The organism is Lewinella sp., from assembly GCF_050633125.1.
Lineage (GTDB): Bacteria > Bacteroidota > Bacteroidia > Chitinophagales > Saprospiraceae > Lewinella.
On the sequence record NZ_JBOEFX010000095.1, the window covers coordinates 24,430 to 48,185 of the forward strand.

A 23,756-nucleotide genomic window follows, 5' to 3' on the forward strand; every position below is an offset into this window, starting at 1 on the left:
CTCCATCAGGGAAGACGTATTAAAAACCATTTTTAAACGTTAAGGTAAAAACGCAACACAATATATATGGGCTTTAAAAGACTACTCTACACTTCACTTGTTGTTCTTTTTTCTTCTTCTCTGCTCTCTGCACAGGCCAATTATTGGCAACAAGCAGTAAAGTATAATATGGACATCGACTTTGATGTAAACAAGCATCAATTCACGGGCGATCAAACCATTATTTATACGAACAACTCACCAGACACGTTGAATCGCGTTTTTTATCACCTCTACTTTAATGCTTTCCAACCTAATAGCATGATGGATATCCGCTCTCGTACCATTCGGGATGCAGATTCTCGGGTAGCAGACCGAATTCAGGGGCTAAAACCTAATGAAATTGGCTACCACGAGATAGAAATGCTCACCCAGGATGGCAATGCTACTACGTTTACTGTTGCAGGAACTATCCTGGAGGTTGATCTTCCCAACCCGATCCTTCCAGGAGCGAGTACCGAACTGAAGATGAAGTTCAATGCTCAGGTACCTGTACAAATTCGCCGCTCAGGGCGTGATAACCGCGAAGGCATCTCTTACTCTATGGCCCAGTGGTATCCAAAACTAGCGGAATATGATTACCAGGGCTGGCATGCCAACCCATACGTTGGTCGTGAGTTCCATGGTATCTGGGGTGACTTTGATGTAAATATTACCATCGACAAAGACTACCTTATTGGTGGTACCGGTTATTTGCAAAACAAAGAAGAAATTGGTGGCGCCTATAATGATGGTAAGGCTGGTACCGCAACCGGCAAAACTCGTACTTACCGTTTCTCAGCACCGATGGTTCATGATTTCATGTGGGCTGCTGACCCTGATTACAAGCACACTACCCTTACCCGTGCTGATGGTACTGTACTCCACTTCTATTACCAAGAAGGCGATGCCACGACGACCAACTGGGAGCTTCTTCCTGGAATTATGGACAAAGCTTTCGACTTTATCAACGCTAACTACGGGTATTACCCGTATAAGAAATATTCGTTTATTCAAGGTGGTGACGGCGGTATGGAATACCCAATGGGTACCCTTATTACCGGTGAGCGGAGCCTCAACAGCTTGGTAGGTGTATCGGTACACGAGTTGATGCACTCTTGGTATCAAATGGTATTGGCCACCAACGAAAGCCTCTATGCATGGATGGATGAAGGGTTCACAAGTTACGCCTCGGATGAGGTTATGAACCACCTCCGCCAGGAAGGGCTCATCCAGGGAGAAGCCGTAGCTGATCCTCATTTGAATAATGTAACCGGCTTTATCAATTTTGTAAAATCCGGGATGGACGAACAGCTCAGTATTCACGCTGATCACTTTTCTACCAATGCCGCTTATGGCGTAGGTTCTTATGTAAAAGGGTCTTTGTTTTTGTACCAACTGCAATACATTTTAGGTCAGGAAACTTTTAAGGCGGGTTTTCTTCGGTACTTTAACACCTGGAAATTCAAGCACCCCAATCCTAACGATGTGATTCGGGTCATGGAAAAGGAATCAGGCATGGAGTTGGACTGGTTCAAAGAGTACTTTGTATACACTACCCGTTTGCCTGACTATGCTATAGAGGGAGCCGACGAAGGAAGCAAGAAAAAGACATCCATCGTCCGTTTAAAGAATTTAGGCACCATGCCTATGCCCGTTGATGTAACGGTAACCATGAGCAATGGTGACGAGGTGCTTTACACTATCCCGCTAGGCATTATGCGTGGTGCCAAGCAAGCAGAAGGTGGAAAAACCTATAATCTTGCTCCAGACTGGCCTTGGACCAATCCCACTTATGAATTAACCTTGGATATCGCTTTCAAAAATATCCGCTCAATTGAAGTGGACGCAAGTGGACGGATGTTGGATACCGACCGTTCTAATAATACTTGGCAGCCATCTGACAACAAGTAACAACACTGCGTAACCCTTGCACCTCCCAAAAGCTATACCGATCTTAAAGCAGTTTGGGCCTTTGTCCTAACTACTTTGGTCGGTATATCCCGACTGATTTTTTGGACACAAGTTTCAAAAACTTCGTTATCGGGATAGTTAAGAGAGAAGGATAATTATTGGTTCATTGTACTACTGATTATCCTTCTCAATATCTAAGCAACTATCGTACAAAGCCAACGCATGAAGATTCTACTACTCTGCAAAAAATTTCCTTATCCGCTTAAAGACGGAGAATCTATTGCGGTGCATACACTTAGTCGTGCGCTTAGTGAATTGGGCTGTGAGGTCAGCCTTCTGGCAATGAATACCAGCAAGCATTTTTTCAAAGCCAGCACTTATCCACCTGAAGCCAGCCACTTCAAAACCATTAGAACTGTTGGCGTTGATAATCGACTGAAACCCGCTGCTGCTTTTCTCAATTTGTTTTCAGAGGAATCTTATCATATTTCCCGTTTTGTTTCTCCAGCTTTTTCTCAAAAACTATCTGAGATGTTGGAGGCGGAAAATTATGACATTGTTCAGTTGGAAACCTTGTACCTGGCTCCCTACATACCCACAATCAGGGCCAAATCACAAGCACTTGTAAGTATGCGGGCCCACAATGTGGAACACGAAATATGGGAACGCATCACGAGCCATACCAACAATGGCCTCAAGCGCTGGTACTTACGGCACCTTACTAAAAAGTTACGGCGTTTTGAGACGCAAGCCTTACGCGATTACGACATTTTACTTCCTATTACAGAAAGGGATTTGCGGTATTTCCGCAACTTGGGATGTGAAACACCAGCAGTAGTTACCCCCATCGGTATTTCCGTTGAGCACTTTGGCGAAACGGAACCCCTGAGTAACCAAAATCCTAGTATATCTTTCATTGGCAGCCTTGACTGGATGCCCAACCTGGAAGGCCTTGAATGGTTTATTCAGCGGGTATGGCCTTTAGTGCAGAAAGAGTTTCCCCAGTTAGAGCTCCATATTGCCGGCCGGAATACACCAAAATCATTGCTACAGCTAAAAAAGAAAAACATCATTGTTCACGGAGAGGTCCCCGACTCTGCTACCTTTATTAACCAACACCCCATGATGATCGTACCTTTACTTTCTGGTAGCGGAATGCGGGCAAAAATTCTAGAGGGAATGGCGCTTGGAAAAGTCGTTATCTCTACGAGTATTGGCTTGGAAGGCATCACTGCTACCCACCAGGAAGATGTTCTTGTTTCGAATACTCCTGATCAATATGTTGAAAGCTTACGCTATGTCCTGGGGACTGATCAGCGCTTAACCGATATAGGGCAACAAGCCCAGCGTTTTGTTTGCGAAGAATATGAAAGCCTTCACATTGCCAGCCGGGTAATGGAAGCTTATACCAATCACTTGGTGGAGACGGTTTGATGCTTATGTCCCTTTTTCTACAATGTATTTTCTGGTCGAGCCTTTTGGCGCTCCTATACACTTACCTGATTTATCCGATAGTGTTGTCTATCCTCGCACGAGGCAAGCAACTCGATACCGAACAATACGAATCTCCCGAGCATTTCCCACGTATTTCAGTCTTAATGGCTGTCCATAATGAGGAGGCCGTTATAGAGGAAAAGCTCACAAGCCTGATCGAACAGGAATATCCACATGGAAAAATCAATATCTACATTGGTTCCGACAACTCCTCGGACAATACGAATGAGATCATCAGCGGCTATGCCACACAGCATACTCACCTACATTTTTTCCCTTTTTCCAAACGTCAAGGTAAGCCGGGCGTTATTAATCAGTTGGCGGCAACAGCCACGAGCCACTTCCCTGCCGGGGCTGATCACATTTTTGTGATCACTGATGCCAGTGTGATGATGAGCCCAGGTGTTTGTGCTACTTTGGTAAAACATTTTAAACATCCTGACCTTGCTATTGTAGATGCTCAGATGTTGCATACCGGTATGCTGCAAAAAGACATTTCCGGTTCAGAAAACAGTTACATCTCCTGGGAAGGCCGTTTAAAATACTACGAGGGGGTCTTGTGGAAAAAAATGATTGGCCCTTTTGGAGGCTGTTATGCCCTGCGCTCCGACTTTTTTGCGCCCGTCCCTGACAACTTTCTTGTAGATGATTTCTACATTACCTTACAGGCTTTTCGCAAAGGTGGATTAGCGATCAAAGAGCCTTCTGCCTTGTGTTACGAACCTGTGGGGCATGAGCTTGACGAAGAGTTTCGGCGCAAAGCACGGATTTCAGCAGGTAACCTTCAAAACATGTTTACCTTCCCGGATTTATGGCTTCCGCCGGTCGGATTACCCAACTTTCCATTCTTTTCTCATAAAATTTTGCGTTGGCTTGGGCCAATATGGTTAATTTTGCTGTGGTTAACGGCAGGGTTGTTGTTCCACAACCAATTTTATGCCCTACTGTTTATACTGCTAACAGCCTTATATGTGCTTACACCACTCCTTGACGAAGGTCTTAAAAAGTTGCACATACACTGGGCTTTATTGCGAAACGTTCGCTATTTCCTAACCATGAACCTGGCCTTATTGGCTGGATATATACGCTATGTTAAAGGTATCAAATCCAATGTCTGGCAACCACCAAAACGACAATAAAGAGTTTAACCTCCACACTATCGAAGAAGCCATTGCCGCTATCAAGGCTGGAGAAATCATCATTGTTGTCGATGATGAGGATCGAGAGAATGAAGGCGACTTTATCTGTGCTGCAGAGTGTGTTACGCCTGAAATCATCAACTTCATGGCCACTCATGGCCGAGGCTTAATTTGTACGCCAATTGATGAAAACAGGGCCAATGAATTGGATTTACCGATGATGGTAACTTCTAATACGGCTCTGCACGAAACAGCATTTACGGTATCCATAGATCTTATCGGGCAGGGTTGCACGACCGGCATCTCCTCTTACGACCGAGCGACGGGCATCAAAGCCATGATTGATCCCAATATTAAGTCTACCGACTTTGCTCGCCCGGGCCATATCTTCCCACTCCGTGCCAAAACAGGTGGTGTGTTGCGGCGTACCGGCCATACAGAAGCTGCTATTGACCTTGCTCAAATGGCGGGATATGCTCCGGCTGGCGTACTCGTAGAAATCTTGAATACCGATGGGACGATGGCTCGATTGCCCCAATTGATGAAGATTTCTGAACACTTTGGTTTAAAGATTATCGCAATCAAAGACCTCGTTGCCTATCGTATGCGCAATGAGCGTTTGGTTAAACGAGAGCTGACGACCGAATTGGATACCCGTTTTGGTAAATTTACCGTGATTGCTTTTCGCCAACTAACGACTGATGATCTGCACCTGGCTTTCGTCAAAGGAGGAAAATGGTCTACCGAAGATAACGTTCTGGTCAGGGTTCATTCTGGAATGGAAAGCAATGGCCTGCTGAACTTACTCATGGGTGACAGCTATGTGAGCCTGGACAAAGCTCTTCAAAAAGTTACAGAAAAAGGAGAAGGAGTGGTGCTGTATATGCGGCACAGTGAAAAGCATGACGATATACTGCAACACCTCTCAGAACTGAATGACAGTAAGCCTAAGAAAGAAAAAGTCGCAGACAATAACCACCAGGTAGAACAACGTGATTTCGGCGTTGGTGCCCAAATTCTCCATGACCTAGGCCTTGGAAACATTGTGCTCCTGACCAATCACCCCCGCCGCCGTGTTGCTATTGATGGCTACGGGCTGGAGATAGTAGGACACGAGGAGCTCTAGTTTTATAGAAACCCTCTCTGACCACACCAAAGAACAACGAATTGCGATACGAAAGGAAATACCGGATCGAAGGCTTGTCTCCTCCTTGGGTAGCCCAGGTGCTACGGAGTCATCCAGCTAGCTTTAGACCGTTATTTCCTGATCGTCAGGTAAATAATATCTATTTTGACACGCCTGCCCTTGATGAGTTTTATCAAAATGTGGCGGGCAACCCTCAACGACGTAAACATCGCCTGAGGTGGTACGGAAAAACAGCCGTTCAACTTCCCCACCCCGTTTTCGAAATCAAGATAAAAGACGGTGAGTTAGGTACTAAAGAAAGTCAAAAACTGTCCTCTACGGACTGGAAAGACCTAAGGTCGCTGTTCCAGCAAATACCTGCTTTGCAATACCTCCCCTTACGCCCTGTGCTAATCAATAGCTATGATCGCTCCTACTGGGGTTCCGCTGATGGACGCTTCCGGATTACTATTGATTGGAAGATGAACTTCGCACCTTTCTCCTGGAGTCACCCGCCCGTCAACACCCAATTCATTGACGACATGGCCTGTGTATTAGAGCTCAAATACGAGCAAGAATACGATCAGGCTGCGCAGGACATTTTTGCACACCTCCCTTTCCGGCTTACGAAGAATAGTAAGTATGTGATGGGGGTGAGCTTGGTGATGGGCTGAGGAGTAACCAAAACAACAATAAACATGCAAAAAGAACTATCAGAATTAACAGATCAAGAACTACTAGCCGAAGCGAAGAAAATGAAATATGCTCCCATTTTGAGTGCGCTAACCATTGGGATTATGATTGGCGTTATCGCCTGGAGTATTTGGAAAAATACGGTTGGGCTTTTCACATTAATTCCTTTGTTTTTCATTTGGAAAATAGTTAACGATTCTAAAAACAACGAAGCTTTGGAAGAGCTACTGAAAGAGCGAGGATTGAAATAGATAATGGTGGAATATTGTAACACCTCAAAATGAAAACATGAAATCAATTTCAACCTTATGGAGTAGGCAATTGATGGTAAATATTGATCATGCAATGATTCAAAAGAATCGAGCCGCCGTTGAGTCCTTATCCATTAAAACCACTCAAATTCGTTAGCTCACCTACTCCCAGTCGGCCTTTTTCATTGCGTGCCAGGCGCGTAACTGCCAGCTGAGGATCATGCTCAAAGGCAATCAGCCAATCATTGGCTTCGGCCTCTTCTAGTAGGCGTGCTTTTTCGACTAGTGTATCCAGCGGTCGTACATCATAGGCCATCACATAGGGCATGTTGATATGGAAAGATGAAGGCAATAAATCGGCAGCATAAACCAAAGTTTGCCCTTGGTGCTCAATAATGGGCAACATCATGGCTTCTGTGTGGCCATAAACATAACGCAGGCTAATGCCCGGAAGCCATTCGAGATCATCTTTTTGTACATCTAGCATTTCAAGAACACCATGCTCTTTCAACGGTAAAAGGTTTTCTTTCAAGAAGGATGCTGCTTCTCTGGGGTTGGGATCGATCGCCCATTGCCAATGACGATCATTGGTCCAGTAAGTCGCATTGGGGAAGGTAGGCACCAACGCTCCTTTTGCATTGTATTTCACCGCTCCGCCTACGTGATCAAAATGCAGGTGGGTTAACAATACATCAGTAATATCTTCGGGTTTTAAGCCTTGTTTGGCTAGGCTCCCTATCAGCGTATCCTCGCCATGAGGATGGAAATGAGAGCGAAATCGCTCGTCTTGTTTGTCGCCAATTCCTGTATCTACGAGAATCTTTCGGCTGCCTGTTTCGATGAGCAAACAACGCATTGCCCAGGTGCAAAGGTTGTTCTCGTCGGGTGGGTTCAGGCGTTGCCATAATTGCTTGGGCACGACGCCAAACATAGCGCCACCATCAAGTTTAAAAAGTCCGGTAGGGATAAAAGTTAGCTTCATGACGACATATTGCGCAAAAAATAAATCAAACGTTCGCCTCGCAGCTACTTCGTGGTCTTTGAGGTTCTCCAAAAAATTAACACACTCGAAATGAACCACTTAGTTCTCTATTTGAAAAGGAAGGCTCAATTTATTTTTGTGCTGTTTTTAAATATAAGCTTAAATTTCGAAATCAACGCCCCGCTTGAGGAGATCAGCCTCTCGGTTCTGGAAGAGTTCCTCGTATTTTTCTTTATCAAAACTAAAGAGCATTGCTGGGCGGTGAGCAACATTGGTTTGTCGGCCGACCTCGTTTAGCACTCCCATTTTCAAAATGCGGGTACGAAAATTGCGCTTATTTAGACTGGGAACTCCCAATACTGTTTCGTAGAGCTGTTGCAATTGGGAAAGTGTAAAATGCTCCGGTAGCAATTCAAAGCCAAGCGGCTGGTAGCGTAATTTAGCACGTAAGCGATCAAGTGCAGTACGAAGAATCGTAGAATGGTCAAAGGCCAATTCAGGAAGCTCATTGATGCTGAACCAGGCCGCATCTCCTGCATCGGTATCCGCTCGCAGGGTATGTTCCGAGAGGTTGACCAGTGCAAAATAGGCAACACTGATCACCCTGCCACGAGGATCGCGGTCGAGACTACCAAAGGTATACAGTTGTTCCATGAACACATTCTCTACGCCAGTTTCTTCCTTAAGCTCCCGACGGGCCGCATTTTCCAAGGATTCCTCCATATGTACAAAACCACCGGGCAAGGCCCATTTATTAGCATAGGGATCTAGTTTACGCCGAATCAACAAGACTTTTAGCTGTTGAGATTCGTCTAGACCGAAAATAATGCAGTCTACCGTGATCGAAGGGCGTGGATATTCGTAAGTATATGGCATGCCTAAGTTACTTGTTTTGAGCGATCAATTGTTGCTTTAGAGCAGCTAATTGAAGCTCTAATCCATAAACATAGGGTTTGTCAGCCCTTTTTTCAAGGCCTTTAATTTGTGTGCGACAGAAGTCTTTAATTTCCTCTAAGGTAGGAAAATCATAGCAGAATTCTCCCTCTTTTATGATGGGAAGAAGGAGGTCTTTACTCTCCGCATTTTCGGGCAACTTTATAGTTCCAGCCATATTAAACGCGACCAACTCCGGCAGCACACCAGGGGGGCGTCCAACCTGATAAATGATATCTCCCACGGGAATGCCATTTTCATAAAATCGACGTACTTGCTGTGCACCAGGATTGGAGGTTTTGATTTCTTGGTCACTCAATTTGATACGCGGTTCTAACTGGCCTTCCTCATTGGCAATAGCAGCTAATTTGTACACGCCACCCAGTGCGGGTTGATCATAAGCCGTAGCCAGACGAGTGCCGATTCCCCAAGTAGTAATCTTTGCGCCAGCGTGTTTTAAATCACGTATAGCATGCTCGTCTAGATCATTGCTCGCGACAATCTTTGCCTCAGGGAAACCTGCCTCGTCTAGTAAATCTCGGGCCCGCTTACTGAGGCTAGCCAAATCACCGCTATCCAAGCGAATGCCTATCATTCTGTGCCCCTCTTCTTGAAGTTCTAAACCAACCTTGATGGCATTTTCCACGCCGGCTATCGTATCGTAAGTGTCTACTAAAAACGTACAATTATTAGGTAAAGCAGCTGCGTATTTCCGAAAGGCTTCCAATTCATCGGCAAAAACCATGATCCAACTATGAGCGTGCGTTCCCTTCACAGGAATGCCTAAATGCTGACCTGCCCAAACGTTACTAGTTCCATTACAACCACCAATAAAAGCGGACCTGCTGGCCGTCAGGCCACCATCGATACCTTGAGCGCGCCGTAGACCAAACTCAATCAGACTGTCGTCTCCGGCGGCTTGGCGCATCCGAGCAGCTTTGGTAGCGATAAGGCTAGAAAAATTGACCAACGTAAGCAAGGCCGTCTCTATCAATTGGGCCTGAGCCAAAGGGGCTTCAATACGAATTAAAGGCTCATGCGGAAACATCAATGTTCCCTCTGGTACAGCGTGAACAGAACCTGTAAAACGCATTCGTTGGAGGTAATGTAGAAATGTTTCTGAAAACAGGGCGCGACCATCTCCACCTTTCAGGCTACCCAAATACTGTACTTCTTCGGCAGAGTAACCAAAGTTCTGCAAAAAATCTGCCACCAATGCCAAGCCTGCGGCTACGGTGTACTGCCCCTTGAAGGGATGAGCCCGGAAGAAAAGATTAAAAACAGCTGGACGGTCATGTATCTTCTGCTGCCAATAGCCGTAGGCCATCGTGAGCTGGTACAAATCGGTGAGGTTCCCCCACCCTGCCCGGTATATTTTGCTTAAATGAGAGCCTTGAATCATTAGACTTAGTTTGTTTTCGAAACTAAGGTATAGTTTATTCTTGTAATTTGCAAAAAAGCACCACTTATTTCTGATACAACCTATTCAGGTAACTATTCGTCTATACTTACGTCACAATAAATACCTGGGAGACCGGTTTAAGAAACGAATGTGACCATAAAGATTACGACAAGTATGCCATTTAGTATGAAGATATCATTTTTGTTTTTTTTGACCCTTTGCTTTACCAACCTTCTTTTCAGTCAGGACGATGATGCCCTTGACCCTCTAAAAAGCTGGGAATTGGCCGAGGCGACATGGGAAGAAAAAGCCCATTTTGAGGGTAAGTTTCGCGTATGGAGCCCTGGTGATTTTCAGGAAAAAATTGACAGTATCGACACACCTCTGGGCAAGATGGTCTACCATACGCTGTACCTTGCGCCTACCAGTGAAAAAGCGGAGAACGAGGTTTACATGATTAGCTATGTGGATTACCCGGAAGGGGCACTACCCAAAGACAGTACTGATCTTTTGAATGCACTGTTTGACGAAACCCAAGAGGCTGCCCTGGAATCCGTTCGTGGCGAGATGATGTTTTCTCAAGATGGCTTTATCCAAACTTTTCCTTATCGCTATTGGCGGATTGACTACCTCAATGGCAGAGGCAGCATCCGCACCAAAGCAATCATTGCTGATCAACGTTTCTACACTGTCCAGACCGTCACGCGTCGGGAGTATGGGATGAATACTTCTACTGATAGGTTTATTGATTCGTTTACGGTTTTCAAGCAATAAAATAAGCCTGTCTGAATTTTGGCTTAGGCCAAAATTCAGACAGGCCAGAACTAAGCTGGACTTTTGGCAAAAAAAGTCGAAAACCCAGCTTAGTAATTACAATCTACTTCGCAACTACTAGTCGTTTAGTAATCTTTTCTGTGGTCGTTTGTAGGTTTATGAAATAGACTCCGTTCGCTAAACCAAGGCTTTGTAAATCCAGCGTTTGTGATTGCTGATCCACATTCCAGGTTTGGTACCAAACTACTCGGCCGACTTGATCTATTATCCTTAATTCCGCATCTTCAAAAAGTGGATTTACGCTAACATTAACGACATCCTTCGCAGGGTTAGGAGCTAGTTGTAAACCCAAGGTTCTGGCATCTGGAATAGCAATAGCCAACTGCGGTGACTCATCATTTGAGTTATTCACCGATTGCTGCTTTACCTCATTTGTCGTTTCCGCTTGTGCTATTTCGTCTTCCGAGACTATTAATCCCGCGGTGGAAACTACATTTACGGTATAGTCCTCTACTTCTCCATCGCCAAAATTATCGCAAGCGTTTGCATATTGATTATACTGCATGGCTACCCGCATACGGGTGGGGCCTGCCAATGCAGCTGTTGGCACCGTCAGAGAAGTTATAATATTTCCGTTGTCATTTTCTTGTACCATTAGTTCGCCAGCACTGAAGTTCCCATCTTGGTTCCAGTCTACCCAAACCCGCCAGTATTCTTGGTAGGAGCTGCCCGAAAACCCTGGCCGCAATCTCATGTTATAAGTTGATCCGGTTGTCACATTGGTACTCAGGGCCGTATAATCGCCATAGCCGCCATCGTCACCAGAATTGTTATTGATGCTTCTTAAACGTACCCTTCTTATCCATTCGTAACTGGTATTTTGTCCTTCGGACTCACAATAAGAAATACAACCGGGCACATCTTCACAGTTTGCAATAACCACCGTATAATCCTCTACTTCTCCTTCAAAATCATCGTCACAAGTATTCTCAAAATCACCATAACTCATCACAACGCGCATTGTGGTTGTACCCGTCAAAGTGCCTTCTGGTAGTAAAATATTTGCTAATTGCGGCCCCACTCCTTGTGTTTGAGCAACTCTTTCAGCAGGGTTAGAAAACACCCCATCCTCATTGAAATCGATATAGACGCGCCACCTTTCGGTGTAAGTGCTGGCTGCGTAACCGGGTGTGAGCGCTATTTCATAATTATTGCCAATAGCCAGCGTAGTGCTTAATGCGGTGAAATCAGCATATCCTCCATTATCTCCAGAATTATTATCTAGATCAGCTACTGCTACTGTTTCAATCCATTCATAAGTGGTGTTATTTGGAGTAGTAACTTGCACTTCCGTAAAACACGAATTCGATAAACTGCCATCACTAACGGTAAGCGTAACGTTATACGTACCGGGTGCGAAAGGACCTTCATTGTCTATGCTGTAGGTAAGCGGATCGCCATCTGGGTCAAAAGAGCCAGCGTCAAAATCGGCAGGAAATAATAGTGGTGATTCACAATCTCCACCTACGGAGACACTAAGCCCATCTAGACAAACAGCAACGGGAGCTTCGTTTTCACAAAAACTACCAGGATCAACAATACTCACCTCCGAGAAACAAGTATTGGTATTGCCACCAACATCTTCTACCGTTAGGAAAAGGGTAAATGTTTCTCCTACATCAGAGCAATCAAATTCCGTAGGGCCGCTGCTGATACTGAGGTCAATATCACAGTTGTCGAAACTACCGGCATCAATATATTCAGGCAAGGCGGTGATCGTACCGTCCGGGCCCAGGCTTACATTGACATTACTGACACAAATGGCCGTGGGGCTTATCTTGTCTTCGACAGTAACGGTACTCCAACATTGATTCGTAGAACTGCCATCACTAACAGTAAGAAAAACAGTATAAACACCAGGATCGTAAGGCCCTGGATTATCTAAACTAAAGGTAAGTGGATCGCCATCAGCATCAGACGAGCCTCCATCAATCATTGCTGGTGTTAGGGTAACATCGCAGCTGCTTCCTACCGCTACATAAACATAAGCAAGACATACAGCGACGGGCCCAGCCTCTGAAATATTTTCACCAGATGGTCTTGTAAAAGGGGCATTCTCAAGAATACTGCCCGCAAAAAGATGACTAAAGGTTAAGAATAAGGAACAGAAAAAGGTAAAGTAGAGACGTGTAATAGATAAATGCTTCATAGCAAATTCTTCTTTAGGTGTGTTTTGGGATATAGATTCATGTACAATTCCTGTATATAAATCTAATGATTATCAATCACTAAGATAATGTATTGAACAATAACACCATCAATCATATTAACATTTTTTTAAATATTTTTAATACTCACATTTAAAAGCTATTATTCAAAATACGGTCTAATACGTACCTTTAAATGAAAATGCTCGAACGAAACCGCCTACTCCTTTTCTCTTGCCTATTAGGTATTTCTTATCTCGTCAGTGCTCAATCTGATCCAGCTCATTTTCAAAGTTTGGAATGGCGTAATATTGGTCCTGCCAACATGATGGGCCGAATTGCGGATATTGATGCATTGAGCACCAACTACCGCCATGTCATTTGTGCCTCCGCTTCCGGAGGTGTTTTTCAAAGTAAGAATGGAGGGATCACCTGGGACGCTATTTTTGATGATTACGGCGCAGGGTCCATTGGATCTGTTGCTTTACACCAGGCGCAACCGGAGATCATCTGGGTAGGAACTGGCGAATCTGCCAATCGCAACAGCTCTGGTTGGGGTGATGGTTTATATAAAAGTACCGATGGTGGGCAAAGTTTTGTACGGGTTGGGTTTGAGGACAGCCATCACATTGCCGACATTGCCTTACACCCTACTGATCCTGACATTGCGTATGTGGCAGTCGTTGGTCACCTTTGGGGATATAGTGGAGAAAGAGGTTTGTACAAAACAATAGACGGAGGCGATAATTGGGAAAAACTCACGAATAACCTGCCCCAAGATGGTAAAACAGGCTGCACCGAAGTCGTTATGCACCCCGAAGATACCAGCACCCTTTTTGCTGGCTTCTACCATCGGTTGCGGCAACCTTTTTATTACACCAGCGGAGGCGAACAAGGGGGATTGTTCAAAAGTACAGACAGTGGAAAGACTTGGATAAAACTGACAGAAGGATTGCCTACCGGCGCTATGGGGATGATTGATATTTCCATTTGTAAAAAGTATCCCAATATTTTGGTGGCAGCCATAGAAGCGGATGAAAACTTGCCTAAAGGCGTACCTGGTTCCGGGGTCTATCGCTCCGATGACGGCGGTGACCACTGGCGTTTCATGTACAAACATGCCGTGCGGCCTTTTTACCACGGGCAAATAGAGATTGACCCCTCACGGCCTGATACCATTTACGTCGTTTCGCGTGACTTCCAAATCTCTTATGATGGTGGTGAAACCTTTAAGCCCCGGCGTTGGCGAACGGATGGAGGTGATGATCACGCCATGTGGATAGCCCCTTATGATAGTGACATCATGTACTTGGGCACAGACCAAGGTTTACGGATCAGTATAGATGGCGGAGCGACTATTCTTTCTTACAATAACATGGCTATTGGACAGTACTATGCCATTGGTGCAGACATGCAAGACCCTTACTGGGTAGGCGGCGGTTTACAAGATAACGGCCTGTGGGTAGGGCCAAGTAACAGCCGGGAGCGTCGAGGAATTTTGAACGAACACAACACTTGGGTAGGCGAAGGTGATGGTTTCCATTTCCAGGTAGACCCTACCGATTGGCGAACAACCTACTTGGTAAATCACGTAGGGTTTGCCGTAAGAATAAATCGCGAAACCAGAGGGTACGAGTACATTACACCAAGCCCTCAAACCATTAGCAATTACCGCGATCATTTCGATCCGAAACGGACCGATCCTTTAATTGAATACACTATTGATCCCGGAGAGCACTGGTTTTTCTACGAAGAAACTGACTGGCAAAAGCTACCTCCTCAATTCCGGTTCAACTGGAGTAGCCCGCTGGTGCTCTCTCCTACCCTTCCGCAGCGGGTTTATTTTGCGGGTAACCATCTATTCCGCTCCGATGATCGGGGAAAAAGTTGGCGTATCATCAGTCCTGATTTAACCAGTAATGATCCGAAATGGCGCAATCCATCCGCTAGTGGTTACCTCACGCGTAGTGTTACCGGCGGAGAAAATCACTTCACGATAGTGACCACCGCCGAATCGCCTATGAATACAGATGTCGTCTGGGCGGGTACAGATGATGGCTATCTGCACGTAACCCGAGATGGTGGTCATGAATGGAAAGAAGTAGGCATTAACCTCCCCGAGGTACCTCGCCGCGAGGCGGTCCCAGGAAAATCCTACGGAGGGAGTGCTTGGGTAAGTAGAGTAGAACCCTCTCGGCATCAACCAGGCCGGTGCTATGTCACGTTAGACAATCATCGTTACGATGATATGCAGCCCTATGTATTTGTTACCGAAGACTATGGGGAAACATGGGAGGCACTTCAAGAAGGCTTGCCCAAAGAATGGAGTTGCTACGTTGTTCGAGAAGACCCACAAGTAGAAAACCTGCTTTTTGTAGGTACCGAAACCGCTGTACATTTTAGCCTCGACCGAGGTAAGCATTGGCAGACTTTGCGAAACAATATGCCTCGGGTAGCCATTCATGACCTGATCATCCACCCGCGCGAGGGAGACCTTATTGCAGGCACCCATGGTCGAAGCATCTGGATATTGGATGACCTGAGTGCGTTGCGTGCCCTTGCGCAAGTGGGTAGCAAAGGAGAATTTAGCTTTCTACCAAGTCGGCGGTCTACCCGTTGGCAAAGTATCAATACCGGGCGCAAGCAGCCCTATTTTGAATTTAGGGGCGAAAACCCTGCGCCTGGCGGACTGATCCAGTGCTGGGTAGCTCCCGAAAATGCAGGAGACTCGTTGACGATTACCGTCAAAGGGAATCTGACGGAAAGCCAACGATGGAAAGTTGCTGCCAGACCAGGCCTCAATCGCATATACTGGGATTTGAACTTCCCGCCTGTTCCTGCTATCAAAGACATTTCTGTTATGCTGGAAACAATAGACCAGTTAAGAGGAAGCATTGAGGATAAAACGAAACGGAGCGAGCTAGCAGAGCTATATAATGAGTTTGTAAAAGTTAGGCAAAACTATGATGAACATCGCTATCTGGAATTATGGGATATGATGTCTGCTTCCTATGGCCGCTACGGATACCCATTAGGCAAAAGGCCACGTAGAACAAGGGCAGAAGCAGGTCATTATGCCGTAGAGATCGACTACCAGGGCCAAGTTGTAAGCGGGCAGATAGAACTGAGAGACGACCCAATACTCGATAAATAAACAAGTCTTTCCGCAAGAAAAGAAATAGGCTTTGGCTTGCAGGGTTAAAGAAAAGTTTCTTTCTTTGCGTTCCCCTGAATGGAAACTACTTCTTTTAGTGTTTTCTGTTCCATTTCGGGATGTAGCGCAGCCCGGTAGCGCGTTCGCCTGGGGGGCGAGAGGCCGCAGGTTCAAATCCTGTCATCCCGACTAGTAAACACAAGGGTTTCAGCCTATTTTGGCTGAAACCCTTTTTTCTTGGTAGGCATATAGTAGTCACAAACTGCTATTTTTCGCAGCAATTCCTAAGATAAGGAACTTGTCAATAACAACCAAAAAAAGATATTTCTAAGACACTGTCAAGTGAGTAGGGTTGTCTCTTTTTACGCCATCTGATTTTTGCTGGTCTCGTTTTTTCGTCGATCTCACTCCATAGGTCCATGAAGTTCTCCACCTCTTTTATTTTGTACCCTGTACAACCATGAAGTTATTGACTATTGAGCTATTGAAAACGTTTGAGCGTGTCGGCGACCAAAGCCAAGAGAAAGACCCACTTGTGATCGCTAAGTTCTTTCATCCGTTCCATCACCGGACACGGTATGCGACTGAATACGATCCACAAGACAGAATCTTCTTTTGATATGTGGATGGCGACTATCCTGAACGATGATCTTTCAGCTTGGATGAATTCCTTCAAGTCCGTATTCACGGATTAAAATTTGAAAGAGACAGACGATTCACACCGCGTAGGTTTTCGGAACTGAACCTAAACTAGTTCTAAGGGAGGCGAAACGTCGCCTTTATTTCTTAACCCTGTGCCATGTACTATTCTAAGGAATACGAAAAAATCCGCCGTCGTAGGGCGGAGCTTAGAAGGATTCGTAAGGGTTTTATTAGAGATATGCGAATAGCCGCTGTACTGCTCTTATTCATTGCTACCTGCCGGATTGGAAGTGTAGCGTTACAATGATAACCACACAACTAACCGAAGTTGGCATGGAATGGAAAGTACGTTGCTATTACAGTCACTAATTACCCGAGCATTCTATTCTATCCTCAATCAGACTAACGGAGTTTTTCATCTCGATAGACAAAAACAGAAACAGAATGATTTGGACGGGTTCGCTTCCCTTTTATCTTAAGTAATCAGCAAAACCTTACAAGCTGAAATACGATAGTTGACTGTACTACAAATCGAGAATAGCAAAAAATATATAACCACGATCTTTTCCATTTTCTCACTGAATGCAGCGGAAAAAAGGGTGTACTCAGTGGTATAATCATATGTATAATGCTACCTATAACCCACATTATAGAACACCTGTTTGGTTTTCAATAGGTTATGATAGGTTTTGAAATTCAACTAATCTCTATAATAGAGATTCCTTTCGCGGGACGAGACGTTCTGCCAACCGGACAAAAAATGCTCACTGATCTGATCTAATGACTTGAAGAGGAAGTATTCGTGTAAATGCTTGAACAAGGGGATAGACTGCAACTTTACGATGGTCTTTTCCATAATAGATGTATGCTCAAAAACCCATAGTACTCTATACCCTGTAGAGAAACCCAGCTTCTTATTCAGACTTCCTCTCAGCAACGCTTTAGCGTGGTTGATGCACTTTTCTACGCCCTTCGCGGTTTCCTTGCCGTTTTCCAGTTCCAAGACATAATACTCCTGTTGCTTCGGAGTTTGGAGGGAGAAGATGAGGTCGGCTTTCACGGTCTTAGAGTCAGTATAGTGAAAAGCCGTTTTGGACTTTAGATTCCTGGCAATTTTATTGTTTCCGGTAACATCGAAGTAGCGGTCACAGAAAAGGACATCGAGTCCTTCTATCTGGCAAGCTAGATCAAGCTCTATCTGAATTGAAATAATGCTGGTGCGATGTTTCTGATCCTGAGTGTCGGTCAGTATAGTACCTTTCGGGTAGTGAATATCTTCTTCAGGAATACCGTAGAGTTCTTCGAGTGCAGCCTTCCCCTTTTTAGTCAAGTAATGCTTGACCGGAATTCCGGCACGGTGAGGTATCTTCTTTACGTAGGGGCTTTTCATTTCCCTCAAGCCTTTCAAGGCGGTGGAAAGATTAGATGAATGATTTGCAATCCCCAACCTTATCATTTGATCGTAGGTCAAAAATTTATAGCGAGCTAACGCCTTGAGAATTGCTGTTTCTTTAGGGCTGAATCGGTTAATCATCATGGCCTAGATATAAGTCAAACTGTGGTTTCGGTGGGCCTTTCCGATCATCAATGGGTTGTTGATGAGATTCTCTTCGTGGGGTATGGTGGTCTTGTCCGGTCACTTTGTAGTAGCGTTCTAGCTGCATACGATCAATCTCTGCTTCCTGCTCTTCCGTAATGCCGTACGCCTTGGGGTTTTTGATAAGAAAATCAGGAGATTTGAAGACGGTTTGCTTTTCGTTACGCATTTTCAGGATAAACTCGTAGTCCCCCAACTTGAGGTCTTTGTCAACTTTTAATACCTCCTTTACATCCTCTTCGATGTCCCCGCCAACTATTTTGACGGCGGTGTTCTTCTTTACATCTTTTACTTGATCCCCGAACTGTCCTATGAATTGGGTAGCTAAGACAGTGTGCAATCCAAAACCACGTAGCTGGCTGAGAATATACTCGAAGCTACCCGATACCAAAGCATGAGCTTCATCCACAAAACAGAAAATAGGGATACCTGTATTCTTCTTACGCTTACGTACATACGACTTAATTGAGGCAATTAAGAATTTGCCAAAAGTGACTTGAGCCATCTCTCCAAATCCCGAAAGATCAAAGAGGACAATTTTCCCACTATTGAGGCATCGCTCCAGATCGAAGGTACTGGCACCACCCAATACTCTCTTTAAGGTAGGGTTCGTCAAAAGTCTGGATAGTCTGCTGTAGAGGCCATCACGGGTTTTGTTACCGGGCTTGAAAAAGAAATCGTCGAAAAGCGGGTCGAATTCGTTAGCCTCTTCTTTCAATGGTGAGTTAGGTGATAATAATTCAAGTAATGTATCCAGGGTCGACCCTCCTCTTCCCAATAGAAAATAGAGTGCTTTTTCAAGTACCGTTACCATGTTTTCTGTCGGTGCGCCTCCCTCACGAGAGAGCACCTCTTCAAAGGCAGCGATAAACTGTTCTGCGGCGTGTTGCACATTTTGTTCGGAATTATCCTTTAGATCGAAGGGATTGAAAGTAGGCGTATGGATTCCATCGTCCAGATAGGGATCAAAGCAGATCAGTCTTTCTCTTTGTTCGTACGATACAATATTCCTCTTGATGGAGAGGGCGAGATCACCATGTGGGTCGATCATCACCATTGAGAACTTCGGGTATCTGGTTTGCATTCGGTAAAACATAGCACGAAGCATTTCTGACTTCCCACTCCCCGAAGGGGCTACTACTAGCGTATGCTGTTTGAGTTTTTTGAGGGGCAATGAGGCCGATAGTTTTCCTAACTGCCCTAAGAAAAAGTCGAGCACCGTCTTACCACTTTCTTCCAGATAGAGTTCCAGGTAGTCATCTTCATTGGCTTGGTAGCGAGATAAATAAGTATAGCGTTGCTTCTTGGTATTGATACCGCCCTTCCGTTTGCGTAATTGATTGAAGATCGGGTAATGTGGGTATTCGCGTTCTTCGATATGGTCGTTAAAGAGGTCAAGAAATTCCAGATAAGTAAAGCCACGATGATAGTTGAGGTATTGTGCCTTATCACTAGGAGAACCATTAATTTCTATATCCAATTTCACGATAGTATCAACACGAGGACACCACAGTTCCATTAACGAAATAACCGTTTTAGGTTCGGGGACAGTGACAGTTCCTAATGAAATGGTATCCTCATGCGCTTGCAATGCGATGATTGATCGGGCAATCTCTTCAGCCGATAGGATGTTTTTGAAAAATTCCATCATCGAAGTACTCTACGAACAAACGCATTCTCTTCCCGAAGCAGTCCTAACCGCTGTTCGGAATGTGCCAGTTTGCCTTGTGTCATTTGGATTTGATGTTGGAGTCCTGCTAACTGCTCTCCTCTGCTCATTTTCTCCTGAAGCATTTGGGATTGATGAGCGATCTCGCTTCTTAGCATTTGCCCCTTTTGATACTCTAAGTCCTGGCGTGTCTGAAAGTCTCTACGGGCCGCTTCTATCCCCATCTTTTCGTAACCAAGTGATTTGATGTTCATATCCAGCTCATGCGCTTGATGATCGAGGGTCATTTTTGCTCTGCCTACCGCGTTTGCAAAGTCACCACGTTGGACGGCTATTTCTTTAAGCTGCAAGCCTATTTCACTACTATGGCTCTCTATTTGGAGACGGTTCCGCTCGTAGAGTGTCCTTGCTCGCTCGAACATCATTGAAGTTTCCATCTTGTTACGTTGCCCCTCCATACGTACTTTTTCGACCTGAAGGGAAACACTTTTTAGTTCATTATGATAGGATTCGAGTTTATTAATGATGGTTCCTGCATTCTGGTCAATACGTAAAATTTCCTTACCGAATTGGAGCTTAGTAGCAGCCATCTCCTCCTTGTATTCGGCTCGGAGCATGGTAATCATTTCCCTACACGCCGTCAGTTGTTCCAGCATGTGGATATGCAGCGAATTAAACTTTTCATCAACGTAGGACTTTAAGTCGGAAACGGTTTGCATCACCTGAAGCAGTGCAGTCTTGAACTCTAGTTCTTGCCTCATTAATCGCTCCCCTATTTGGCTGATTTCAAGCTTAAGTCCGCGTACTTCTTCTCTGACTTCATGGGTGAGATCAAGAATCTTTCCATCCTGATCTAAAAACCGTCGTTCCATTGTTACCTCGTTGCGTTCTCGCTCAATTTCCTCACGTTGCTTACGAGATTTTTCTTCTTCGCGTTGTTTCTCGTACTCGTCACTCCTTGCGTACCGTTCGTTTATAGTCATCCGATTATCGCCATAAATGGCCCCTAGCACATCTTTTTTTGTCTGGTAGGTAGCATTTTCAGCAGCCTCTTGTGCCATCTGTCTTGAAGTTTGTATCATCCGGTGCTCCGATTCCGAGCGTTGCTGGTGAAGCACCTCAAGTTCTTGTTTGACCGACTGCAACTCCCCCATAAGCAATTTGCCCTCTTCTGCCTTCTCTGGTAGCGCAAGTGTCTCATCTGCCCCATGAGGTAAAGAAGAATATCCATCTCGATTGTTGAGATCGAAGGTGCGTTCCATCCAGGCAGTGAGATTCCCAGTACGTTGGTCGTAAAGGCTGGCTTTGTACAATAGGAAGCCAATACCGCCTACTGCTCCCACGATGACCACAAAGTACATAACCGTGTGAAGCACTTCAATGATAACCGCTCCACCAAAAACAACGAGGGCGAGCATGAAACAGCCGATGGCAGCTTGGTTGTCGGAGGGCTTGTTTGGAATCTCCATATTGAATGACTTGATCGAGCAAAGATTTTTGATTCTTACAAAAGAAAGTGGAGAAGAGGCTTTTGTATCGTACAATCAAAATTTGCCCCTCCTCCTTCAAGACTAGGTGCCTATTTGATTGCTATAGCTTTTGCATCGTCGGCCAAAGCGTAAGCGACGCGGGGTTTGATAGCGAATGGAATCGAGAGTTCGAGCGTCTCGGTGCTCGCTGCTCCTATAAACAGGGGTGTCTTACGAGTAAGGTATTCGGTATCGTCACCTTTGGTATACTTGAGTCCTGTTTTTCCAATCTTGAAACTGTAGTTTGGACAAATATTTGTGTAACTCACCATTACCTTGCCATCCCATTGGAATGTTTTATCTAAGACCTCAACTTGAAGGCATTCTTCGATAATTTCTTGATTGGATTCTTTCAAGAATGGTAATGATCCAGGGATAGTTTTTTTATCGCCGCTAAATGCGTATAGTGAGGCGACAATGACTATGATGCCGATGATCGAGAATAAAAATAATGTTGAACGATTTTGCATGGCAATGCGATTTTGGCTCTACTAACAGTGAGCATTGTGATGAAACTTTATTGGTAATAAAGTTCTGATAACCTTTGCCAAGTAGTTTGGAGAAAAATATTTCTCACCAACGCTTACTCAAACCAAATCAATCGAACTATTTTAGCGTATAAAACTGATTTTCAATTGAAAAAGAGAGGATACTTTTACCATCATGATGTTCAGCACTTTGAACAATTACACCATTTTTTTGATAAATTAAAGGATCATGAGTTAACCGGAAATAGAGGGGTGCTTGCAAAAATGAGAGATATTGAAAAAAATAATGAGTACCTGTACCTTCTGAATAAACTAAGACTATATGCTAGAAAACTTACTTACAATGCTTACCTCAATGATCAACAGGTTGACCTTCCCACTAATAGCTTTGACCTTTTAGCAAGCCATATTGAACTTCAGAGAGAGTTAGTAAATAACGTACCTGTGCTGTACGCTTATGTGGAAGTCACTAATTTTATCGGAAGGGATCATAGTACTGATGTAACACCTAAATACATTTTCGCCCTCATTAGTATGATAAAAGAATTCAGTGACGATTTAAGTGATTTTGATTATCTAGACTTACTATCGCTTATTACAAATTGGTGTACAAAAGCCATTAATCTTGGACGGGTATCTCTTTGTGCTCCTCTCTTTTATGCACAGGTACTAATGGTAAACCACGGCAGAAATCTAGAAGGGAATAAGTATGTATTACCAATCGCGATATTCAAGAATATGATTATTACGGGAGTTTCTTACAAAGATGATATTCCGTGGCCTGAAATAAATTTAGTTGGCATAACACAAACAATTAACAAAAGGAGTGTATTCAAATGGGCGAAAGCAGTGATTTCTGAGTATAAAAAATATTTAGTCTCACCAGAAAAAAACAGTTATATCAAGTTTTGCGAAGCCTATTTGCTTTTCTGGCAGAATGAATACATACAGTGCTATGAAAAACTATTATCAATTGAATCTGCTCATAGAGCTTTTATCAATATTGATATTAAAAAAATACTTTTAATGACCCTGTACGAGATTGAGAGGGATATTATTTTGTATCCAAAGAAAAGAGCTATAAAACAGGAATTAATGACTATCCAGAAGGTAAAAGATAGTTATCGCCAACAGCTAAAGTATTTTGATAAGGAAAAAGGAACAATTGGGTATTTAATAGAATACCATCAGCGATTTTTAAAGGATTTCGGAGAGCTTTTTAGGTTCTATCACAAATACCATGATTTATATAAATCATCAGAATCAACTATTGTTTTTTTACAGAAAAAGAATGAATTAATCAAACGTGTAGAGGCTAACCCATATCCATTCTCACAATGGATCGTTAATAAATTAAAAGAAATAAGATGAGCGGGGCATGCCCCGCTCATCTCTAAATATCGCTTCCAATAGTTTTATTCTAGCGATTAACGACTTCGCCCCACCTGTGGCGCAACATTTGCTCGCCTGTTGGCCGAACGATTGTACCCCAAGTACTCCATCCAATATTTTTGGGTAAAGAACGGGCTAAAGAATTCTCGCAAATCCGTGATAATACGGCTCATTGGAGCACATTCTTCAATGGAATTCATATCATCACCAGAATCGCTTGTCAACGTCATGACGAGGTCATCCTGTGCAACTTGTGCTTCCGCCATTTGAGGAGTACAAATCGCAACACATAAAAGGAAAAAGAAAAAAAACGTTTTCATATTACCGAAATTGAAACCTAATAATTACCCTT

General features: G+C 44.3%; 18 protein-coding genes and 1 tRNA gene. 10 read left to right on the forward strand and 9 right to left on the reverse strand.

What is annotated here, in order from left to right:
- Window positions 1–66: 66 nt before the first annotated feature.
- From ACRBG0_RS20010 to ACRBG0_RS20035, 6 genes are all read left to right on the forward strand, one after another.
- Entirely contained in the window at window positions 67–1,932 is a 1,866-nt protein-coding gene (locus ACRBG0_RS20010; protein ID WP_431488624.1) for a M1 family metallopeptidase, read from the forward strand.
- A 222-nt stretch (window positions 1,933–2,154) separates the two neighbouring features.
- Complete coding sequence (locus tag ACRBG0_RS20015; protein ID WP_431488625.1) at window positions 2,155–3,366, forward strand: glycosyltransferase family 4 protein; 1,212 nt, start codon at window positions 2,155–2,157, stop codon at window positions 3,364–3,366.
- A gap of 5 nt (window positions 3,367–3,371) precedes the next feature.
- A complete protein-coding gene (locus ACRBG0_RS20020) occupies window positions 3,372–4,565 on the forward strand; it encodes a glycosyltransferase (RefSeq protein WP_431488626.1) in 1,194 nt (397 codons plus the stop codon).
- Window positions 4,537–5,691: a 3,4-dihydroxy-2-butanone-4-phosphate synthase gene (gene ribB, locus ACRBG0_RS20025; RefSeq protein WP_431488627.1), complete on the forward strand. Its 1,155-nt coding sequence runs from the start codon at window positions 4,537–4,539 to the stop codon at window positions 5,689–5,691. Before ACRBG0_RS20020 ends, ribB begins: the two co-directional genes overlap by 29 nt.
- 41 nt (window positions 5,692–5,732) lie before the next feature.
- Entirely contained in the window at window positions 5,733–6,365 is a 633-nt protein-coding gene (locus tag ACRBG0_RS20030; RefSeq protein WP_431488628.1) for a polyphosphate polymerase domain-containing protein, read from the forward strand.
- Between the two features lie 24 nt (window positions 6,366–6,389).
- Window positions 6,390–6,635 (forward strand): FUSC family protein, encoded by a 246-nt coding sequence (locus tag ACRBG0_RS20035; protein WP_431488629.1) that lies wholly within the window; start codon window positions 6,390–6,392, stop codon window positions 6,633–6,635.
- 127 nt (window positions 6,636–6,762) lie between these two features.
- On the opposite strand, the gene ACRBG0_RS20040 is transcribed toward ACRBG0_RS20035, so the two are convergent.
- From ACRBG0_RS20040 to ACRBG0_RS20050, 3 genes are all read right to left on the reverse strand, one after another.
- The gene (locus ACRBG0_RS20040; RefSeq protein WP_431488630.1) at window positions 6,763–7,617 is read right to left on the reverse strand and encodes an MBL fold metallo-hydrolase; all 855 of its coding nucleotides are present in this window, start codon (window positions 7,615–7,617) and stop codon (window positions 6,763–6,765) included.
- Window positions 7,618–7,776: 159 nt separating this feature from the next.
- The gene (locus ACRBG0_RS20045; RefSeq protein ID WP_431488631.1) at window positions 7,777–8,493 is read right to left on the reverse strand and encodes an NUDIX hydrolase; all 717 of its coding nucleotides are present in this window, start codon (window positions 8,491–8,493) and stop codon (window positions 7,777–7,779) included.
- A gap of 7 nt (window positions 8,494–8,500) precedes the next feature.
- A complete protein-coding gene (locus ACRBG0_RS20050; RefSeq protein ID WP_431488632.1) occupies window positions 8,501–9,952 on the reverse strand; it encodes a nicotinate phosphoribosyltransferase in 1,452 nt (483 codons plus the stop codon).
- A 186-nt stretch (window positions 9,953–10,138) separates the two neighbouring features.
- On the opposite strand from ACRBG0_RS20050, the gene ACRBG0_RS20055 reads away from it, so the two are divergent.
- The gene (locus ACRBG0_RS20055) at window positions 10,139–10,726 is read left to right on the forward strand and encodes a hypothetical protein (RefSeq protein WP_431488633.1); all 588 of its coding nucleotides are present in this window, start codon (window positions 10,139–10,141) and stop codon (window positions 10,724–10,726) included.
- A 103-nt stretch (window positions 10,727–10,829) separates the two neighbouring features.
- Here ACRBG0_RS20055 and ACRBG0_RS20060 read toward each other — a convergent pair whose 3' ends face one another.
- On the reverse strand, window positions 10,830–12,935 hold the full coding sequence (locus ACRBG0_RS20060) for a GEVED domain-containing protein (RefSeq protein ID WP_431488634.1): 2,106 nt from the start codon (window positions 12,933–12,935) through the stop codon (window positions 10,830–10,832).
- 194 nt (window positions 12,936–13,129) lie between these two features.
- On the opposite strand from ACRBG0_RS20060, the gene ACRBG0_RS20065 reads away from it, so the two are divergent.
- Complete coding sequence (locus ACRBG0_RS20065; protein ID WP_431488635.1) at window positions 13,130–16,087, forward strand: WD40/YVTN/BNR-like repeat-containing protein; 2,958 nt, start codon at window positions 13,130–13,132, stop codon at window positions 16,085–16,087.
- Window positions 16,088–16,202: 115 nt separating this feature from the next.
- Window positions 16,203–16,276: transfer RNA gene (locus tag ACRBG0_RS20070), tRNA-Pro, on the forward strand.
- 1,153 nt (window positions 16,277–17,429) lie between these two features.
- On the opposite strand, the gene ACRBG0_RS20075 is transcribed toward ACRBG0_RS20070, so the two are convergent.
- The 4 genes from ACRBG0_RS20075 to ACRBG0_RS20090 all read right to left on the reverse strand — a co-directional run bounded on the left by ACRBG0_RS20075 (window position 17,430) and on the right by ACRBG0_RS20090 (window position 21,994).
- The gene (locus ACRBG0_RS20075) at window positions 17,430–18,266 is read right to left on the reverse strand and encodes a replication-relaxation family protein (protein WP_431488636.1); all 837 of its coding nucleotides are present in this window, start codon (window positions 18,264–18,266) and stop codon (window positions 17,430–17,432) included.
- Window positions 18,256–19,977 carry a type IV secretory system conjugative DNA transfer family protein gene (locus ACRBG0_RS20080; protein WP_431488637.1) on the reverse strand — a complete coding sequence of 574 codons (1,722 nt, stop codon included), beginning with the start codon at window positions 19,975–19,977 and terminating at the stop codon, window positions 18,256–18,258. Before ACRBG0_RS20080 ends, ACRBG0_RS20075 begins: the two co-directional genes overlap by 11 nt.
- Complete coding sequence (locus ACRBG0_RS20085) at window positions 19,974–21,464, reverse strand: hypothetical protein (RefSeq protein ID WP_431488638.1); 1,491 nt, start codon at window positions 21,462–21,464, stop codon at window positions 19,974–19,976. The genes ACRBG0_RS20080 and ACRBG0_RS20085 overlap by 4 nt, the downstream gene beginning before the upstream one ends.
- Window positions 21,465–21,574: 110 nt before the next feature.
- Window positions 21,575–21,994 carry a hypothetical protein gene (locus tag ACRBG0_RS20090; protein ID WP_431488639.1) on the reverse strand — a complete coding sequence of 140 codons (420 nt, stop codon included), beginning with the start codon at window positions 21,992–21,994 and terminating at the stop codon, window positions 21,575–21,577.
- Window positions 21,995–22,159: 165 nt separating this feature from the next.
- Here ACRBG0_RS20090 and ACRBG0_RS20095 point away from each other — a divergent pair, with 165 nt between their 5' ends.
- Window positions 22,160–23,383 carry a hypothetical protein gene (locus ACRBG0_RS20095; RefSeq protein ID WP_431488640.1) on the forward strand — a complete coding sequence of 408 codons (1,224 nt, stop codon included), beginning with the start codon at window positions 22,160–22,162 and terminating at the stop codon, window positions 23,381–23,383.
- 56 nt (window positions 23,384–23,439) lie between these two features.
- Here the strand turns inward: ACRBG0_RS20095 and ACRBG0_RS20100 are convergent, their stop codons facing one another.
- Entirely contained in the window at window positions 23,440–23,724 is a 285-nt protein-coding gene (locus tag ACRBG0_RS20100; protein ID WP_431488641.1) for a hypothetical protein, read from the reverse strand.
- Window positions 23,725–23,756 lie beyond the last annotated feature (32 nt).

Bases quoted from the DNA above. Each gene is read 5' to 3' on its own strand.
- ribB (WP_431488627.1), top strand. From the start codon at position 4,537: ATGTCTGGCAACCACCAAAACGACAATAAAGAGTTTAACCTCCACACT.
- ACRBG0_RS20085 (WP_431488638.1), bottom strand. From the start codon at position 21,464: ATGGAGATTCCAAACAAGCCCTCCGACAACCAAGCTGCCATCGGCTGT.
- ACRBG0_RS20060 (WP_431488634.1), bottom strand. From the start codon at position 12,935: ATGAAGCATTTATCTATTACACGTCTCTACTTTACCTTTTTCTGTTCC.
- ACRBG0_RS20065 (WP_431488635.1), top strand. From the start codon at position 13,130: ATGAAAATGCTCGAACGAAACCGCCTACTCCTTTTCTCTTGCCTATTA.
- ACRBG0_RS20015 (WP_431488625.1), top strand. From the start codon at position 2,155: ATGAAGATTCTACTACTCTGCAAAAAATTTCCTTATCCGCTTAAAGAC.
- ACRBG0_RS20020 (WP_431488626.1), top strand. From the start codon at position 3,372: ATGTCCCTTTTTCTACAATGTATTTTCTGGTCGAGCCTTTTGGCGCTC.
- ACRBG0_RS20045 (WP_431488631.1), bottom strand. From the start codon at position 8,493: ATGCCATATACTTACGAATATCCACGCCCTTCGATCACGGTAGACTGC.
- ACRBG0_RS20080 (WP_431488637.1), bottom strand. From the start codon at position 19,977: ATGATGGAATTTTTCAAAAACATCCTATCGGCTGAAGAGATTGCCCGA.
- ACRBG0_RS20075 (WP_431488636.1), bottom strand. From the start codon at position 18,266: ATGATGATTAACCGATTCAGCCCTAAAGAAACAGCAATTCTCAAGGCG.
- ACRBG0_RS20010 (WP_431488624.1), top strand. From the start codon at position 67: ATGGGCTTTAAAAGACTACTCTACACTTCACTTGTTGTTCTTTTTTCT.
- ACRBG0_RS20090 (WP_431488639.1), bottom strand. From the start codon at position 21,994: ATGCAAAATCGTTCAACATTATTTTTATTCTCGATCATCGGCATCATA.
- ACRBG0_RS20035 (WP_431488629.1), top strand. From the start codon at position 6,390: ATGCAAAAAGAACTATCAGAATTAACAGATCAAGAACTACTAGCCGAA.
- ACRBG0_RS20050 (WP_431488632.1), bottom strand. From the start codon at position 9,952: ATGATTCAAGGCTCTCATTTAAGCAAAATATACCGGGCAGGGTGGGGG.
- ACRBG0_RS20055 (WP_431488633.1), top strand. From the start codon at position 10,139: ATGAAGATATCATTTTTGTTTTTTTTGACCCTTTGCTTTACCAACCTT.
- ACRBG0_RS20100 (WP_431488641.1), bottom strand. From the start codon at position 23,724: ATGAAAACGTTTTTTTTCTTTTTCCTTTTATGTGTTGCGATTTGTACT.
- ACRBG0_RS20040 (WP_431488630.1), bottom strand. From the start codon at position 7,617: ATGAAGCTAACTTTTATCCCTACCGGACTTTTTAAACTTGATGGTGGC.